Raw genomic sequence first — 15,220 nt, 5'->3', positions numbered from 1 at the left:
GACCAGGAGCCAACCATCGTGCGTGTCTTCAGTGCCTCCCTCGCTACCGAAACCAACACCTTTGCGCCGATGCCCACCGGCCTGTCGTCCTTCAGGGACCGCGGCTACTTCGCGGCCGGCCAGCATCCTGACCAGATGACGTTTTTCTCAGGCCCGCTGTGGGCAGCACGGATTCGCGGCAAGGAGCGCGGCTGGCAGCTGTGCGAAGGCATGGTGGCCGGCGCGCAGCCCAGCGGCACCACCACCCGCCATGCCTACGAAACCCTGCGCGAGGAACTGTTGACCGACCTGCGCGCGGCGCTGCCGGTGGACATGGTGGTGCTCGGCCTGCACGGCGCGATGGTGGCCGATGGCTATGACGACTGCGAGGGCGACCTGCTGCAGCGTGTGCGCGCCATCGTCGGACCCGAGGTGGTGATCGGCGCTGAGTTGGACCCGCACTGCCACCTGACGCCCGAGATGGTGGCATACGCCGACGTGCTGGTCGCCTTCAAGGAATACCCGCATACCGACGTGCTGGAACGCGCGCTGGAACTGGTCGACCTGTGCGCGGCCACGGTGGAAGGCAAGGTTCGCCCGGTGGCGGCGGTGGTCGATTGCAGGATGATCGTCACGGTCCACACCTCGCGCGAGCCGGCGCGCGGCTTCATCGACCGCATCCAGTCGCTGGAAGGGCGCGACGGCGTGCTGTCGATCTCGGTGGCGCATGGATTTTCATGGGGCGATGTGCCAGGGATGGGCACCAAGGTGCTGGTCTACGCCGATGGCAACCAGGCCAGGGCCGATGCGCTGGCGCGGCAACTGGCCGACGAACTGATCGCCATGCGCGACGGGCTCACGGTGCGCTACCCGGACATCGACACCTCGCTCGACGAGGCGCTGGCCTTCGACGCCGGGCCGGTGGTGCTGGCCGACGGCGCCGACAATCCCGGCGGCGGCGCAGCGAGCGACTCCACCTTTATCCTGCGCCGCATGATCGAGCGCGGCATCGGCAATGCGGCGGTCGGCCCGATGTGGGACCCGATCGCGGTGCGCATCGCCTTCGATGCCGGCGTGGGCGCACGCCTGTCGATGCGCATCGGTGGCAAGATCAGTCCGCTATCCGGCGACCCGCTGGACCTGGACTGCACGGTCAAGGCCCTGCTGCCCGACATGGTGATGACCGGCCTGTCCGACGCGCCGGTGCCGATGGGCGACTGCGCGCTGGTGGAAGCCAACGGCATCGACATCGTGCTGATCACGCTGCGCAACCAGGCCATGGGCACGGACATGTTCACCCAGCTGGGCTGTGACCTGGCGCGCAAGCAGATCATCGTGGTCAAGTCCTCGCAGCACTTCTACGCCTGCTACTCGAAAGTGGCAGGGCACGTGATCTACGCGGGCGCCCCGGGTGCCGTCACGCTTGACCTCACGACCCTGCCCTATCGCAAGATCCAACGGCCCAAGTGGCCGCTGGACAGCACCGCGGCCTGAGCGCCGGCCGCCTGGCTGCGATCACGACAACAACGACAACGACGAAAACGGAGACTGCAGATGACACCAAACCGACCCCTGTCCGCCGCGCTCGCGGCGGGCGCCCTGGTCCTGGCAGGGGGCAGCCTGCCCGTGCTGGCGCAGACCAAGACGCTCAAGGTCGTGGCGCATGCCGACCTGAAGATCCTCGATCCGACCTTCACCACGGCCTACATCACGCGCAACTTCGGCTACATGGTCTACGACACCCTGTTCGCGCAGGACGCCAGGAGCAAGCCCCAACCGCAGATGGTCGAGAAGTACAGCAGCTCGAAGGATGCGCGGCAGTGGAGCTTCACCCTGCGCCCCGGCCTGAAGTTCTCGGACGGCAGCGCGGTTACCTCGGCGGACGCGATCGCCTCGCTGCAGCGCTGGGGCGCGCGCGACAGCCTGGGCCGTGCCATGGGCGAAGCCGGCGCCGAGTGGAAGGCGGTCGACGCGCGCACGTTCACGCTGACGCTCAAGGAGCCCTTTGGCATGGTGCTCGATGCGCTGGCCAAGCCCTCTGGCTTTCCCCCGGTGATCCTGCCGGAGCGCCTAGCCAGGATGCCCGCCACCGCGCCGCTGCCCGAGGTGCTGGGCTCCGGCCCCTTCATCTTCAAGCGCGACGAGTGGGTGCCAGGCAACAAGGCGGTCTTCGTGCGCAACCCGCACTACGTGGCACGCAGCGAGCCCGCGAGCGGCCTCGCCGGCAGCAAGCAGCCTCGCGTGGACCGCGTCGAATGGCTCTACCTGCCGGACGCCAACAGCGCCATCGCGGCGCTCAAGCGCGGCGAGGTCGACCTGATCGAGCAGGTACCGCCGGACTACATCACCCCGCTGCGCGGCGACGCCGGCATCAAGCTCGGCTCGGGCGGCGCCTACCAGGGCGTGCTGGTGATGAACCAGCTGCATCCGCCATTCAACAACCCGAAAGTGCGCCAGGCCTTCCTGCAGGCGGTCAGCCAGGAACGCTTCACCGCGGCCATGGGCTACCCGCTCGACATGCGCATCAACTACTGCGCCACCTTCTTCATCTGCGGCGGCCCCAACGATACCGCTGCCGGCGCCGAACCGTACCGCAAGGCCGATCCGGCCCGTGCCAAGCAGTTGCTGGGCGCGGCGGGCTACAAGGGCGAAAAGGTGGTGCTGCTTGTGCCGACCGACATTCCCCAGCTCAACGCTGAAGCCCTGATGGCGGCACAGACCATGCGCAGCATGGGCATGAACGTCGACATGCAGAACATGGACTGGGCCTCCATCGGCGCGCGCCGCGCCAAGCGGGATGCGCCCGAGGCCGGGGGCTGGAATATGTACGTGACCGTCGCGGGCGAGTTCGATGCCGATTCCCCGATCACCAATGCCTACCTCGGCGCCGCATGCGGCACCAGCCTGCCCGGCTGGCCCTGCGACAAGCCGCTCGACGCACTGCGTACGGCCTGGATCCGCGAGACCGTGCCCGCCAAACGCAAGGAACTGCTCGATGCCTTCCAGAAGCGCGCCTATGAGGCGGTGCCCTATGTGAACGCCGGCCAGTACTCGGCGGCCTTCGCGGCGCGTGCCAGCCTCAAGGGCATCGACAGGATGTGGGCCGGCATGCCCACGGTCTGGATGCTCGACAAATAACCACGAAGCACGAACCACCGGGGGAAACACGACAATGGGCTACCTGCTCCGACGCCTGGCCGCGACGCTGCCTGTGATGGCAGTGGTGGCCGTGGTGGTCTTCCTGCTGATCCACTTGTCGCCGGGCGATCCGGCGGCGCTGATCGCAGGCGACCTCGCGACCGTTGACGACATCGCCAGGCTGCGCGGCGTACTGGGGCTGGACCAGCCGTTGTGGCGGCAGTTTTTGCTGTGGCTTGGCCGGCTCGCCACCGGCGACCTCGGCACCTCCATCTTCACCCAGGTGCCGGTGGCCCGGTTGCTGGCACAGAGGCTGGAGCCGACCGTCTCCGTCGCCGCGCTGACCATGCTGCTGACCTTGCTGGTCGCGGTGCCACTGGGAACGCTGGCCGCATACCGCGCCGGCAGCTGGGTCGACCGGCTGGTGATGCTGTTCGCGGTGCTGGCATTCTCGCTGCCGGTGTTCCTGGTGGGCTACCTGCTGGTCTACGCCTTTGCCATCCAGTTGCCTTGGTTCCCGGTACAGGGCTATGCGCGCCTCGCCGACGGCGCTGGCGCATGGCTGCGCAGCCTGGTGCTGCCCTGCGTCAACCTGGCGCTGGTCTATATCGCGCTGGTGACGCGCATGACGCGCGCTACCGTGCTGGAAGTCCTGCACGAGGACTACATCCGCACGGCGCGCGCCAAGGGCCTGGGCGTGCTGCCGGTGCTGGGCCACGCGCTGCGCAACGCGGCGATCCCGATCGCCACCACCGTCGGCATGGGCATCGCGCTGCTGATCGGCGGCGTGGTCGTGACCGAGACCGTGTTTGCGATCCCGGGTGTCGGCCGCCTGGTGGTCGACTCGGTGCAGCGCCACGACTACCCGGTGATCCAGAGCGTGCTGCTGGTCTCCGCCGGGGTCTACGTGCTGATCAACCTGATGATCGACCTCAGCTACCGGCTGTTCGATCCGCGCATCAAGTACTGATGGCTTTCGCCGCGAGACCTGCTGACATGACCACTTCCCTGCCCGCGACCGAACCTGCCGTACCGGCACCCGACGATGCGCCTTTCGTGCTGCCGCGCTGGCACTGGGCGCGCAAGCACCCCACGTTGATCCTGGGCGCGCTGCTGCTGGCGGTGATCGCCGTGCTCTCCCTCGGCGCGCCCTGGATTGCCACCATCGACCCGCAGGACATCGACCCGCTGGCGCGCATGCAGCCGCCATCGGCCGAGCACTGGTTCGGTACCGACGCGCTGGGCCGCGACGTGTTCAGCCGCGCGGTCTGGGGCGGCCGCGTATCCATGATCGTGGGTCTGTCGGTCGGGCTGCTCGCAACCGTGTCCGGCGTGCTGCTGGGCCTGGTCGCAGGCTTCGTGCGCCGGGCGGACTCCCTGGTGATGCGCGTGATGGACGGCCTGATGGCAATCCCGGGCATCCTGCTGGCGATTGCGCTGATGGCCGTTACGCAGGCCAGCCTGAGCGCGGTGATCATCGCCATCGCCATACCCGAGGTGCCGCGCGTGGTGCGGCTGGTGCGCTCGCTGGCGCTGACCCTGCGCGAGCAGCTCTACGTCGAGGCGGCGCATGCGGTCGGCACCCGCCTGCCGGTGATCCTGGTGCGCCACGTGGTGCCTAATATGGTGGCGCCGCTGATCGTTCAGGCTACTTTCGTGGCCGCCACTGCCGTGCTCACGGAAGCCGCGCTGTCTTTCCTCGGCGTCGGCGTGCCCGCCCAGATGCCGAGCTGGGGCAACATGATGGCCGAGGGGCGCAATTTCGTGGCCGTGGCCTTCCACATCATCCTGTACCCGGGCATCCTGCTGGCCGCGACGGTGTTGGCCATCAACCTGCTCGGCGACGGCCTGCGCGACGCGCTGGATCCGCGCCTGGCGCGGCAACTCTGAATCCGGGAGCGCAACCATGACCATCACGATGTCGCGCGCGCTGTCCCACGTTACGCCGGCCACGGGCGAGCCGCTGCTCGAAGTGGAGGATCTCCATACGCATTTCGACACGCTCACCGGGCCGGCCCGCTCGGTCAACGGCGTCTCGTACACCGTGCGCGCCGGCCAGACGCTGGGCGTGGTGGGCGAGTCAGGCTGCGGCAAGAGCGTGACAGCGCTGTCCATCATGCGGCTGCTGCCCACGCCGCCGGCACGCATCCGCGGCGCTGTGCGGCTGCGCGGCACGGACCTGTTGCAGCTCAGCGAACGCGAGATGCGCCGCATCCGCGGCAATCGCGTCTCGATGATCTTCCAGGAGCCGATGACCTCGCTGAACCCGGTGCTGACGATTGGCCGCCAGATTGCCGAAACCGTGCAACTGCACCAGGGCGCGAGCCGCGCCGTCGCGCTCCGGCGCGCAGTGGAAATGCTGCGGCTGGTGCAGATCCCCGAGCCCGAACGCCGCGTCAACGAGTACCCGCACCAGCTTTCGGGCGGCATGCGCCAGCGTGTGATGATCGCGCTGGCGCTGGCCTGCAATCCCGAGGTGCTGATTGCCGACGAACCCACCACGGCGCTCGATGTGACCATCCAGGCGCAGATCCTGGACCTGATCCGCCGCCTGCAGCAGGAACTGGGCATGGGCGTGGTGATGATCACGCACGACCTGGGCGTGGTGGCCGAATGCTGCGACCGCGTGATCGTGATGTACGCCGGGCTCAAGGTCGAGGAAGCCAGCGTCACTGAGCTGTTCGACCGCCCGCTGCACCCCTACACCCGCGCATTGATGGCATCAATGCCATCGATGAACACCCGCAGCCGGCGCCTGGCCGAGATCCCCGGCCTGGTGCCATCGCCACAGGAAGCGCGCCGCGGCTGTGCCTTCGCGGCACGCTGCACGCATGCCAACGCGCGCTGCGCGCGCGAGCTGCCGCAGCTCACACGCCACGGCGGCGACCATGCGGTGGCCTGCTTCGCCGTCGAGGAAGGCCGCATCGAATGCAACCCACAAGCCCAGGAAGCCATCGCATGATCACGACCTCCGCCACGCCAACGCCCCTGCTCAAGGTCGACTGCCTGAAGAAACACTACCTCGCACCGCGGCGCTGGCTGGCACCGGGCAGGCCTCCGATCCAGGCTGTGGACGGCGTGTCCTTCACCGTGGAGCGCGGCGAGACGCTCTCGCTGGTCGGCGAATCCGGCTGCGGCAAGACCACCACTGCCAAGTCGGTGCTGCGCCTGATCGAGCCGACTTCAGGCTCGGTGCAGCTCGACGGCGAGGAACTGCTGGGCCTGCCGGCAAGCGCCATGCGGCAGCGCCGGCGCGACCTGCAGATCATCTTCCAGGACCCCTATGCCTCGCTCAGCCCGCGGCTGACGGCGGGCGAGATCGTGGGCGAGCCGCTGCGCAACTTCGGCCTGCAGTCGCGTGCCGAGCGTAACGAGCGCGTGCAATGGCTGTTCAGCAAGGTCGGCCTGCGGCCCGAAGCCGTGCGCAAGTTCCCGCACGAGTTCTCCGGCGGCCAGCGCCAGCGGCTGGGCATCGCGCGCGCGTTGGCACTGAACCCAAAGCTCATCGTCTGCGACGAGCCGGTATCTGCGCTCGATGTCTCCGTCCAGGCGCAGGTGGTCAACCTGCTGATGGACCTGCAGGCCGAGTTCGGCATCGCCTACCTGTTCGTCGCGCACGACCTGGCCGTGGTACGCCATATCAGCCACCGGGTCGCCGTGATGTACCTCGGCCAGATCGTCGAACTGGCCGACCGCGACACCTTGTTCTCGGCGCCGCGCCACCCCTATACGGAGATCCTGCTGTCCGCCGTGCCGGTGCCCGACCCGCGCAAGCCCGCCCGGCGCCTGCTGCTGCAGGGCGATCCGCCCAGCCCGGCCAATCCGCCGGCGGGCTGCCGCTTCCACACGCGCTGCCCGCATGCGCAAGCCCGCTGCAAGGAGCAGGCCCCCTTGCTGACCGAACGTCCCTCCGCCACCGGCATCCACCTGGTGGCCTGCCATTTCCGCTGACCGATACGCTCCAGTCCAGGAAAGGAATCCCATGTCCGACCCCACCTCTGCACACGCCACGCACTATGACCTGCTGATCGCCGGCGGCACCGTGATCGACGGCAGCAAGGCACCTCGCTTCAGCGCCGATATCGGCGTGCGCGACGGCTGCATCGCGGCGATCGGCGACCTCGGCGGGCACACGGCCGACCGGGTGCTGGATGCAACGGGCCTGATCGTCGCCCCAGGCTTTATCGACGCGCACACGCATGATGACCAGGCGGTGCTGTCGCAACCCAACATGCCGTTCAAGGTCTCGCAGGGCGTCACCACCGTGATCGCCGGCAACTGCGGCATCAGCGCCGCGCCGCTGCGTGCCGACATGGATTTGCCGATGCCGCTGAGCCTGATCGACACACCGGAGCAAGGCCGCTTCACCACCTTCGCCGCCTACCTCGACGCGCTGCGTACCATGCCGAGCTCGGTCAATGTAGCCGCCATGGTCGGGCATTCCACCTTGCGCGCGGTCACCATGGCGGCGCTGGACCGGCCAGCCGATGCCAAAGAGATCGCCGCCATGCAGGCGCTGGTCGAGGAGGCCATGCAAGCCGGCGCGATCGGCCTGTCGACCGGCACCTTCTACCCGCCCGCCGCCATGGCGACGACCGAGGAGATCATTGAAGTCTGCCGGCCGCTCAGTGCCCGCAAGGCACTCTACGTCACGCATATGCGCGACGAGTCCGACCACGTCATGGCCTCGCTCGACGAGACCTTCCGCATCGGCCGCGAGCTCGACGTGCCGGTGGTGGTGTCGCACCACAAGGTGCAGAGGCAGGCCAACTTTGGCATGAGCCAGGTAACCCTGCCCTTTATCCGCGAGGCCATGAAGCACCAGTGCGTGTCGCTCGACTGCTACCCGTACACGGCCGGCTCCACCATGATCCGCACCGACCGCGGCATGCTCGACGGCCGGGTGCTGATCGCCGCCAGCCAGCCGCACCCCGAATGCGCGGGCCGCGACCTCGACGACATCGCCAGGGAATGGGGCGTGCCCAAGGAAGAAGCCGCGCGCCGCCTGCAGCCGGGCACCGCGATCTACTTCCAGATGGACGAGGACGACGTCCAGCGCATCCTTGCCTTCGACGAAACCATGATCGGCTCAGACGGCATCCCCGTCGGCACCAGCCCGCATCCGCGCCTGTGGGGCACCTTCCCGCGCGTACTGGGGCACTACTGCCGCGAGGTCGGCCTGTTCCCGCTGGAGACGGCGGTCTGGAAAATGACCGGGCTGACGGCGCGCAACTTCGGCCTGCACCGGCGCGGTACGCTCTCCGTGGGCCACCATGCCGACATCGTCGTTTTCGATGCGGCCAACGTGCGCGATGCCGCCAGTTACGAGACCCCCACCCGGCCAGCCGAAGGCATCGACACCGTGATCGTCAACGGCGCCATTACCTGGCAGCACGGCGCGCACAGCGGGTCGCGCAACGGGCAGGTCATCACGCGGCCAGCAGGCCCTGAGGCGGGAAACGCGGTGCCTGCCTGAGGCCCCCGGCGGATCAGAACTTGGGAATGCGCAGCGTCTTGCTGACCATCAGCGTGCCCGACAGCGCGAACAGCAGCACCAGCGGATGCAGCACCGTGGGTCCCAGCACCCACGCGCCGCCCGGCAGCTCGCCGCCCAGCTGGCCTTGCCAGGCGCACCATGCCAGCACCGCGGTCAGCAGCACGCTGGTCGGGATCGGCGTGCCTTCGAAGTAGGCCACCTTGCCGCTGTCGCTGCCCTCGGCCAGCGATTCGGCGGTGACGTTGAAGCGCGCCAGCCGGCTCACGCCGCAGCAGACAAAGTAGATCAGCACGGCCAGGTCCCAGCCGCCGCGCATGCCGGCGGCAAAGGCCAGCGTGGCCGGCCCGACGCCGAACGAGATCACGTCGGCCAGCGAATCCAGCTCGCGCCCCAGCGCAGAATGCGCATGGCGCCAGCGCGCGATGCGGCCGTCCAGCACATCGAAGATAAAGGCCAGCGGCGCCAGCGCCGCCGCCGTGAAGAAATGCGACAGCTGCTGGTCGGCCACGTAGAACATGGCGAAGAACACCGACCCCATGCCGCAGGCCGCGTTGCCCAGCGTAAAGACATCGGCCAGCTGCAGCTCGCGCAGCATCGAGAAATGGCGGGGACGTTCCGGCCGGGTGCTCATGGTGCGCGCTTACAGGACCTTGGCCACGTGATGCACGTTCGGCGGCGCGGCAAAGGTTTCGCCCACCAGGGCTCGCCATTGCTGGAACTCGGGCGACTCGCGGAAATGGACCATGTGGTCTTCCACCGTCTCCCATTCCACCACCAGCGTGTAGTGTTCCGGCTGCTCGATCGAGCGGAACAGCTGCACGCCGTGGCAGCCGCGCGAGCGCAGGAACAGCGGCGTGGCCTGGCTCACGCCCTGCTCCAGCTGCTTGTCCATGCCGGGCTTGATGGTGAGTTGTGCGATTTCCTTGATCATGGTGGTTTTACCAATGGAGTAGAAGCCGGCGCACCGGCGGGTGTCTGCTACCTTAGCACGATCGCGGGCCCGCGTGCCTGCTGCAAGCATTCCGTTACACGCGGCGGTTAGCATCGTCCACCCTGCCACTACCTGCCGATAACGCCATGCGATTGTCCCTGCGCAAGCGCCACCTCGCCCGGGCCGTATTGCCCGCCCTCGCCTTGACCTGCATGGCGGGCGCGCATGCTGCATCGCAGCCATGCGGCACGCCTGCGACGCCGATTGCCGAGATCCAGAGTGCTGCCGCGACGTCACCGCTCGCGGGCAGCGTGGTGGAGGTAGAGGCCGTCGTCACCGCGGACTTCAGCGGCGATGGCGGCCTGCGCGGTTTCTTCCTGCAGACCGCGGACGCGCAACGCCTGCACCGGCCCGGCGTGTCGGAAGGCCTGTTCGTCTATGCGCCACGCACCACGGCACGCGCCGGCGACATGGTGCGCGTGTCCGGAAGGGTCGAAGAGAAATTCGGGCAGACGCAGCTGGTGCTGTCCGGCCCGCAGGCGGTGTGCGCGCGCGGCATGGCGGTGACGCCGCAGACGGTGACCTTGCCGGTCGCCGGCGAATCCGGTCTTGCCGCGCGTGAAGGCATGCTGGTGCGCCTGCCGCAGACGCTGACGGTTGCCGACACCCATGAACTTGGTCGCTATGGCACCTTGGCGCTGAGCGACGGCCGGCCCATCGCACCGACGCAACAGGCACTGCCGGGCACGGCCGCCAGGCAAGCCGCCGCCGCCAACGCCCGCAACCGGCTGTTGCTTGACGATGGCTCGACGCGCCAGTATCCCGCCGCGGTGCCCTACCCGCCACCGCGCCTGGCCGCGGACCATCCGGTGCGTGCCGGGGACACGGTCAGCGGCGTCCAGGGGGTGCTGGAAAAACGCCACGGGCAGTGGCGCGTGCAGCCGGTGCCCGGTGCGAGCGCGCCGGTGTTCCAGGCCACCAACCCGCGCCGCGGCGCGCCGTCAAGACATCCGGCCACCACGCTGCGCGTGGCCGCCTTCAATCTGCAGAACTACTTCAACGGTGACGGCCAGGGCGGCGGCTTCGATGCCCCCGGCAACCGCGGCGCGCAGGGCGCCGAGGCGCTGGCGCGCCAGCAAGCCAAGCTGCTCGCCGCGCTGAGGGGGCTGGATGCGGACGTGATCGGCGTGATGGAGGCAGAAAACGACGGCTACGGCCAGTACAGCGCAATCCGCCAACTGGCCACGCGGCTCGGGCCGGACTGGCGCGTGCTCGACGCCGGCACGCCGGCGCTTGGCAGCGATGCCATTGCGGTCGGCCTGCTGTACAACGCCCGCACCGCCGTGCCCGCCGGGCGTGCGGCCACCACCTGGCTGGGCGAGCGCAGCCGCCAGCCGCTGGCCGGCACCTTCCGCGCGACAGCTGGCGGCGCGCCGGTCACGGTCGTGGTCAATCATTTCAAATCCAAGACGTGCACCGAAGCCACCGGCACGCAGGCCGACCAGGGCGATGGCCAGGGTTGCTGGAATCCCGCGCGCGTGCAGGCCGCCCACGCGCTGGCCGAATGGCTGGGCGCGACGCCGACGGGCGTGCCCGGCGCGGGCGTGCTGGTGATCGGCGACCTGAACAGCTATGCGATGGAAGACCCCGTGCGCGTGCTGGCGCGCCACGGCTACGCCGACATGGTTGCGGAATTCGCCGGCAAGCCGGCCTACAGCTACGTCTACAATGGCCAGGCCGGCTATCTCGATCATGTGCTTGCCGATGCCGTCGCGGCCCGGCATGTCATCGCCGTGCATGCCTGGCATATCAATGCCGACGAGCCCCCGGCCTTCTCCTACGCCCCGGCGCCGGGTGCGCCTGCGGTGCCGGGCCACTACGCGCCCGACCCCTACCGTTCGTCAGATCACGACCCCTTGGTGGTCGACTTCGCCAGCAGCCCCCGCGCCAGGTAAAGCACCACCAGCAGGTTGGCTGCCGCCAGCGTGCCATGCAGCCAGCTGGGGTGGACCAGGGCCTCGTACAGTTCCAGCGGAATGTAGATGCCGCCAGACCACACCCCGATCCAGTTGCCCCATGCAAGCCCGCGCCAGAGCCCGTACGCTTCGGCAAAGCGCATCAGCGCATAGACCGCGGCAGAGCCGCCGATGGCCCACAGGCGCGCGTTGTCGGGATGCGCAAGCAAGGACAGGAAGATGGTGGGATAGCGGCTGGCCGGGTTGACGTGAATGCGCTGGATGATGGCTTCCGCCAGCGCCTGGGCGTCGCGGTGCAGCAGTGCAGCCAGGCCCAGGCCGGCCACGATCACCAGCAAGCCCTTGGCGGCTTCAAACAATGCGATGCCCCTCAGGCCCAGTGCGCCCTGCTTTGCCATGCGGTGTCCCCGGTCGATGCAAGAATTGCAAAGCCGGTATTGTGCAACACTGGCAGGCAATGCCGCAGCCTGCATGGCGCCGGTGCGCGCTTTCAGCGTCCGTATTCGCGCTCGCGCATCGGCCCGTCGGCATCGATGCCGCCGCTGGCGGCAATGGGGCCGTCCACGGTCAGCGGGCCGGCCACGCTCAGATCGCCCCTGACCACCATGTCGCCATGCACCGTCACCGGGCCGTTGAAGACCTTGAGATAGCCGCCGCCGTACGGCAGCCCGCGCGCGCTGGCGGGTCCGGTGAAGTACGCCGCGGTGAGCGGACCGCTGGCATAGACGTGTCCGGCGACAACCAGCTTGCCGTGCACGGTCAGCGGCCCCTGCACCTGCGCCGAACCGCCGATGGTGATCGGGCCGGATTCATGTGGCTGGGCGCGAAGCGGGCCGGCCACGGCCAGCAGTGCCAGCGCCACGACAGCCGCCAGCCGCCACCACGGCCCACGGGCATCGAGGCGAAGCATTCGGTGCGACATGATGTAGCCTCCGGCCGCACCGCGTCCTAGCGCTGCAGCTTCTGGTAAGTGCCGATCAACTCTGCGGTGGCCAGGATATGGCCCCGCATCGCCCGCTCCAGCGCCGCCTTGTCAGGCATCCCCAGGTCCGGCAACGCCGCGTTCAGCGCATAGAGCTTGAAGAAGTAGCGGTGCCGGCCGATCGGCGGGCATGGGCCGCCATAGCCGGCGCGGTGCCAGTCGTTCAGCCCGTCGCGCGTGCCGGCGGGCAGCCCGGCCTTGCCGATGTCCCCCGGCAGCGCCTCGGCATGGGCCGGCAGGTTGTAGAGCAGCCAGTGGACCCATGTCATTTTCGGCGCGGCGGGATCGGGGGCATCGGGATCGTCGACGATCAGCGCCAGGCTGGCCGTGCCGGGCGGCAGGCCGGTCCAGGCAAGCGGCGGGGAAATATCGGCGCCTTCGCAGGTGTGCTCTGCGGGGATCTCGCCACCCGGGGCGAATGCGGTCGATTGCAGCTGGAACGGCATACGGGCCTCGCTGGACGCATTGAGGGATGGCTCCAACTTAGGCCGGATCGGTGCCTCGCGCAAGGCGATGGCAGCAGCGGGCGCCTCCAGCAGCGCCTTGAGCCGGCGCACGGCTACGGTGGACTCGGCCTGGACGCGCTCGCGCAACATCAGGCGGTTGATCAGCGCAAAGAGCAGCGTAGGCGACCGGTAGCGGAATTCCCGCTCGATGCGCGTGCGTTCGGCCGATGGGGTCAGCGACGGCGTCATGGCGGGCGTAAGCCGGTAGGTGATGGTGCCGACCCTGCGCCCGTCGGCCACGCCCTCGATCGACCACGTGCGCGGCCGCTGGCTTTCGATAACGGTCCAGACCACCGCGCCACCGCGCTGCGCGACCATAAAGGTCTCGGTCACGCGCTCGCCCTGCCCCAGCGGATGGTCGGTCGCTCCCGCCACCCCAAGCGAGGCCGGATGCCATTCCGGCCAGTGCCGCGGCGTCGACACGTAGTCGAACACCTGGGCCGCCGGGCGGGCAATCACCACCTCGTCATGGATGGCGGTGCGGTCGGACCAGGGCAGCGGCGCCAGCAGCATGCCCACGGTGATCGCGGCGAAGATCAGTCCCCAGAACGGTTTCCTGTGTCGAACAAGCATGGCGGCGGGACAGGACGCATCCGGGGCGCACCCGTGCATCCCGTACGCATGGCGCGATGCTTCCAGTGTAGTGACTGGGAAGCATCGCGCCAGTCCCGCGCGGCTTAGCGGGCCTGTGAGGCCGGCGCGCCCTCGGCCGCCGGCGCCGGCACGGCCGCCACCGTCTCCGGCAGCGGGCCCCAGCCGCCGCCCAGCCGGCGGATCAGCGACACCGTTGCGGCAGCGCGCAGGCCGGCCACCTGGTTGGCCTCGCGCTGCGACTGCAGCACGGTGCGGTCGGCATCGATCACCGTCAGGTAATCGACCGCGCCGGCGTCATAGCGGCTGCGCGAGATCCGCGCTGCGCGCCGGGCGCCGCCAAGTGCGCCGTCCAGCGCGCCGGCCTGCTGGCTGAGCCAGCGCACGTCCGCCAGGCTGTCTTCCACCTCGCGGAACGCCACCAGCACGGTCTGCCGGTAGCCGGCCACGGTTTCCTCATGCGCGGCACGGGCACCGGCGAGGTTGGCGCTGTTGCGGCCGCCATCGAACACGGTCTGTGCGATGGTGGAGCCGATCAGCGGCCCCAGCATCCAGGTGCGCGACGACCACTTGAACAGGTTCGACAGGTCCGCCGATTCAAAGCCGAACAGCCCGGTCAGCGTGATGCGCGGGAAGAACGCCGCCTTGGCAACGCCGATGCGCGCGTTGGCCGCGGCCATCTGGCGTTCCGCCGCGGCGATGTCGGGGCGCCGCTCCAGCAGTTCGGACGGCAGCCCGGCGGGAACCGCGATCGGCGCGGCGTCGAACGGGCGCGCCGGCAGCGAGAATGCCGCCGGCGGCACGCCGGTCAGCACCGCCAGCGCATGCTCCTGGTTGGCGCGGCGGCGCTCGATGCCGGCCAGGTCCGCGCGCGCGGTGCCGAGTTCAGCTTCGGCACGGGCGGGATCGAGGTCGGTGGTTTCACCGGCGTCATAGCGCTTCTTCAGCAGCGACAGCGCATCCTCGCGCAGCCTGATGGTGGCGTTGAGCAGGTCGCGCTCGCTGTCCAGCGTGCGCAGCGCAAAGTACGCCTGCGCCACGTCGGCCTGCAGCGCCAGCTGCACCGACCGATACAGGTCCTCCGCGGCCTCGCCTTCGGCGCGGGCGGCATTGACGCTGGACGCGACACGGCCGAACAGGTCAAGCTCATAGCTGGCGAAGGCGCGTGCCTTCAGCACCGTCTGCGGCGAGACCCGCGTGCCGTCGGGCAGACCCTGCGAGGCCGCCGACGGCTGGCTGCGCGTCGGGTCCAGCCCGACGCTCAGTTGCGGGTAGAGGTCCGCCTCAGTGGCACCCGTGAAGGCGCGTGCCTGCTTCAGGCGGGCAGCGGCAATCGCCAGATCCTGGTTGGAGCTGCCAGCCGCGTCGATCAGGCGGTCCAGTTCGGCATCGCCGAAGATCTTCCACCATTCGCCGCGATGCTGGCCTTCGGCCGGCGTCGCGGTCTTCCATTGCGCGCCTTCGGCCTGGGCGGCCTCGGCCTCCTTGAAGGCCGGCACGGTGGCCGTTTCGGGCACTTTGTAAGTCGGGGCCAGCGAGCAACCCGCAAGGACTAGCGCTGCCGCCAGTGTCGCCAGCTTAGGCAGCCAATTTGTTGTCGAAAATGCAGGGGCATTCATG

14 protein-coding genes are annotated in these 15,220 nt (G+C 69.1%); 8 read left to right on the top strand and 6 right to left on the bottom strand.

Going from position 1 to position 15,220, the window contains the following annotated elements:
* Positions 1-18 precede the first annotated feature (18 nt).
* The 7 genes from KB879_RS10420 to KB879_RS10390 are packed head-to-tail and all read left to right on the top strand — an operon-like array spanning position 19 to position 8,593.
* Complete coding sequence (locus tag KB879_RS10420; RefSeq protein WP_211981219.1) at positions 19-1,473, top strand: M81 family metallopeptidase; 1,455 nt, start codon at positions 19-21, stop codon at positions 1,471-1,473.
* A gap of 60 nt (positions 1,474-1,533) precedes the next feature.
* Entirely contained in the window at positions 1,534-3,117 is a 1,584-nt protein-coding gene (locus tag KB879_RS10415) for an ABC transporter substrate-binding protein (protein WP_153953927.1), read from the top strand.
* A gap of 34 nt (positions 3,118-3,151) precedes the next feature.
* On the top strand, positions 3,152-4,087 hold the full coding sequence (locus KB879_RS10410; RefSeq protein WP_013952760.1) for an ABC transporter permease: 936 nt from the start codon (positions 3,152-3,154) through the stop codon (positions 4,085-4,087).
* Positions 4,088-4,113: 26 nt separating this feature from the next.
* Complete coding sequence (locus tag KB879_RS10405) at positions 4,114-5,007, top strand: ABC transporter permease (protein WP_153953928.1); 894 nt, start codon at positions 4,114-4,116, stop codon at positions 5,005-5,007.
* 16 nt (positions 5,008-5,023) lie between these two features.
* Positions 5,024-6,079, top strand: a complete 1,056-nt coding sequence (locus tag KB879_RS10400; RefSeq protein ID WP_153953929.1) for an ABC transporter ATP-binding protein — start codon at positions 5,024-5,026, stop codon at positions 6,077-6,079.
* On the top strand, positions 6,076-7,068 hold the full coding sequence (locus KB879_RS10395; RefSeq protein WP_013952757.1) for an ABC transporter ATP-binding protein: 993 nt from the start codon (positions 6,076-6,078) through the stop codon (positions 7,066-7,068). The genes KB879_RS10400 and KB879_RS10395 overlap by 4 nt, the downstream gene beginning before the upstream one ends.
* Before the next feature lie 31 nt (positions 7,069-7,099).
* Positions 7,100-8,593, top strand: a complete 1,494-nt coding sequence (locus tag KB879_RS10390) for an amidohydrolase family protein (protein ID WP_013952756.1) — start codon at positions 7,100-7,102, stop codon at positions 8,591-8,593.
* A 13-nt stretch (positions 8,594-8,606) separates the two neighbouring features.
* Here KB879_RS10390 and KB879_RS10385 read toward each other — a convergent pair whose 3' ends face one another.
* On the bottom strand, positions 8,607-9,245 hold the full coding sequence (locus KB879_RS10385; RefSeq protein WP_013952755.1) for a phosphatidylcholine/phosphatidylserine synthase: 639 nt from the start codon (positions 9,243-9,245) through the stop codon (positions 8,607-8,609).
* Positions 9,246-9,254: 9 nt separating this feature from the next.
* Positions 9,255-9,545, bottom strand: a complete 291-nt coding sequence (locus KB879_RS10380) for an antibiotic biosynthesis monooxygenase (RefSeq protein ID WP_041228612.1) — start codon at positions 9,543-9,545, stop codon at positions 9,255-9,257.
* Between the two features lie 146 nt (positions 9,546-9,691).
* On the opposite strand from KB879_RS10380, the gene KB879_RS10375 reads away from it, so the two are divergent.
* Complete coding sequence (locus tag KB879_RS10375; protein ID WP_211981218.1) at positions 9,692-11,500, top strand: ExeM/NucH family extracellular endonuclease; 1,809 nt, start codon at positions 9,692-9,694, stop codon at positions 11,498-11,500.
* Here the strand turns inward: KB879_RS10375 and KB879_RS10370 are convergent.
* The 4 genes from KB879_RS10370 to KB879_RS10355 all read right to left on the bottom strand — a co-directional run bounded on the left by KB879_RS10370 (position 11,452) and on the right by KB879_RS10355 (position 15,219).
* Positions 11,452-11,919 carry a DUF2127 domain-containing protein gene (locus tag KB879_RS10370; protein ID WP_153953931.1) on the bottom strand — a complete coding sequence of 156 codons (468 nt, stop codon included), beginning with the start codon at positions 11,917-11,919 and terminating at the stop codon, positions 11,452-11,454. The two genes, KB879_RS10375 and KB879_RS10370, sit on opposite strands and share 49 nt — an antisense overlap.
* 92 nt (positions 11,920-12,011) lie before the next feature.
* The gene (locus KB879_RS10365; RefSeq protein WP_013952751.1) at positions 12,012-12,443 is read right to left on the bottom strand and encodes a hypothetical protein; all 432 of its coding nucleotides are present in this window, start codon (positions 12,441-12,443) and stop codon (positions 12,012-12,014) included.
* A 26-nt stretch (positions 12,444-12,469) separates the two neighbouring features.
* Positions 12,470-13,582, bottom strand: a complete 1,113-nt coding sequence (locus KB879_RS10360) for a YbhB/YbcL family Raf kinase inhibitor-like protein (protein ID WP_080569585.1) — start codon at positions 13,580-13,582, stop codon at positions 12,470-12,472.
* A 104-nt stretch (positions 13,583-13,686) separates the two neighbouring features.
* Positions 13,687-15,219 (bottom strand): efflux transporter outer membrane subunit, encoded by a 1,533-nt coding sequence (locus KB879_RS10355; RefSeq protein WP_228772381.1) that lies wholly within the window; start codon positions 15,217-15,219, stop codon positions 13,687-13,689.
* Position 15,220: the final 1 nt, after the last annotated feature.

Origin of the sequence: Cupriavidus sp. KK10, assembly GCF_018223725.1 — a bacterium.
Lineage (GTDB): Bacteria > Pseudomonadota > Gammaproteobacteria > Burkholderiales > Burkholderiaceae > Cupriavidus > Cupriavidus necator.
The sequence above is the reverse complement of the archived record's forward strand: the minus strand, read 5'-3'. Positions and strand labels throughout refer to the sequence as shown.

Excerpts from the sequence above, each read along its gene's own strand:
- KB879_RS10415 (WP_153953927.1), top strand. The coding sequence starts at position 1,534 with ATGACACCAAACCGACCCCTGTCCGCCGCGCTCGCGGCGGGCGCCCTG.
- KB879_RS10390 (WP_013952756.1), top strand. The coding sequence starts at position 7,100 with ATGTCCGACCCCACCTCTGCACACGCCACGCACTATGACCTGCTGATC.
- KB879_RS10410 (WP_013952760.1), top strand. The coding sequence starts at position 3,152 with ATGGGCTACCTGCTCCGACGCCTGGCCGCGACGCTGCCTGTGATGGCA.
- KB879_RS10385 (WP_013952755.1), bottom strand. The coding sequence starts at position 9,245 with ATGAGCACCCGGCCGGAACGTCCCCGCCATTTCTCGATGCTGCGCGAG.
- KB879_RS10360 (WP_080569585.1), bottom strand. The coding sequence starts at position 13,582 with ATGCTTGTTCGACACAGGAAACCGTTCTGGGGACTGATCTTCGCCGCG.
- KB879_RS10355 (WP_228772381.1), bottom strand. The coding sequence starts at position 15,219 with ATGAATGCCCCTGCATTTTCGACAACAAATTGGCTGCCTAAGCTGGCG.
- KB879_RS10365 (WP_013952751.1), bottom strand. The coding sequence starts at position 12,443 with ATGTCGCACCGAATGCTTCGCCTCGATGCCCGTGGGCCGTGGTGGCGG.
- KB879_RS10405 (WP_153953928.1), top strand. The coding sequence starts at position 4,114 with ATGACCACTTCCCTGCCCGCGACCGAACCTGCCGTACCGGCACCCGAC.
- KB879_RS10380 (WP_041228612.1), bottom strand. The coding sequence starts at position 9,545 with ATGATCAAGGAAATCGCACAACTCACCATCAAGCCCGGCATGGACAAG.
- KB879_RS10395 (WP_013952757.1), top strand. The coding sequence starts at position 6,076 with ATGATCACGACCTCCGCCACGCCAACGCCCCTGCTCAAGGTCGACTGC.
- KB879_RS10400 (WP_153953929.1), top strand. The coding sequence starts at position 5,024 with ATGACCATCACGATGTCGCGCGCGCTGTCCCACGTTACGCCGGCCACG.
- KB879_RS10375 (WP_211981218.1), top strand. The coding sequence starts at position 9,692 with ATGCGATTGTCCCTGCGCAAGCGCCACCTCGCCCGGGCCGTATTGCCC.
- KB879_RS10370 (WP_153953931.1), bottom strand. The coding sequence starts at position 11,919 with ATGGCAAAGCAGGGCGCACTGGGCCTGAGGGGCATCGCATTGTTTGAA.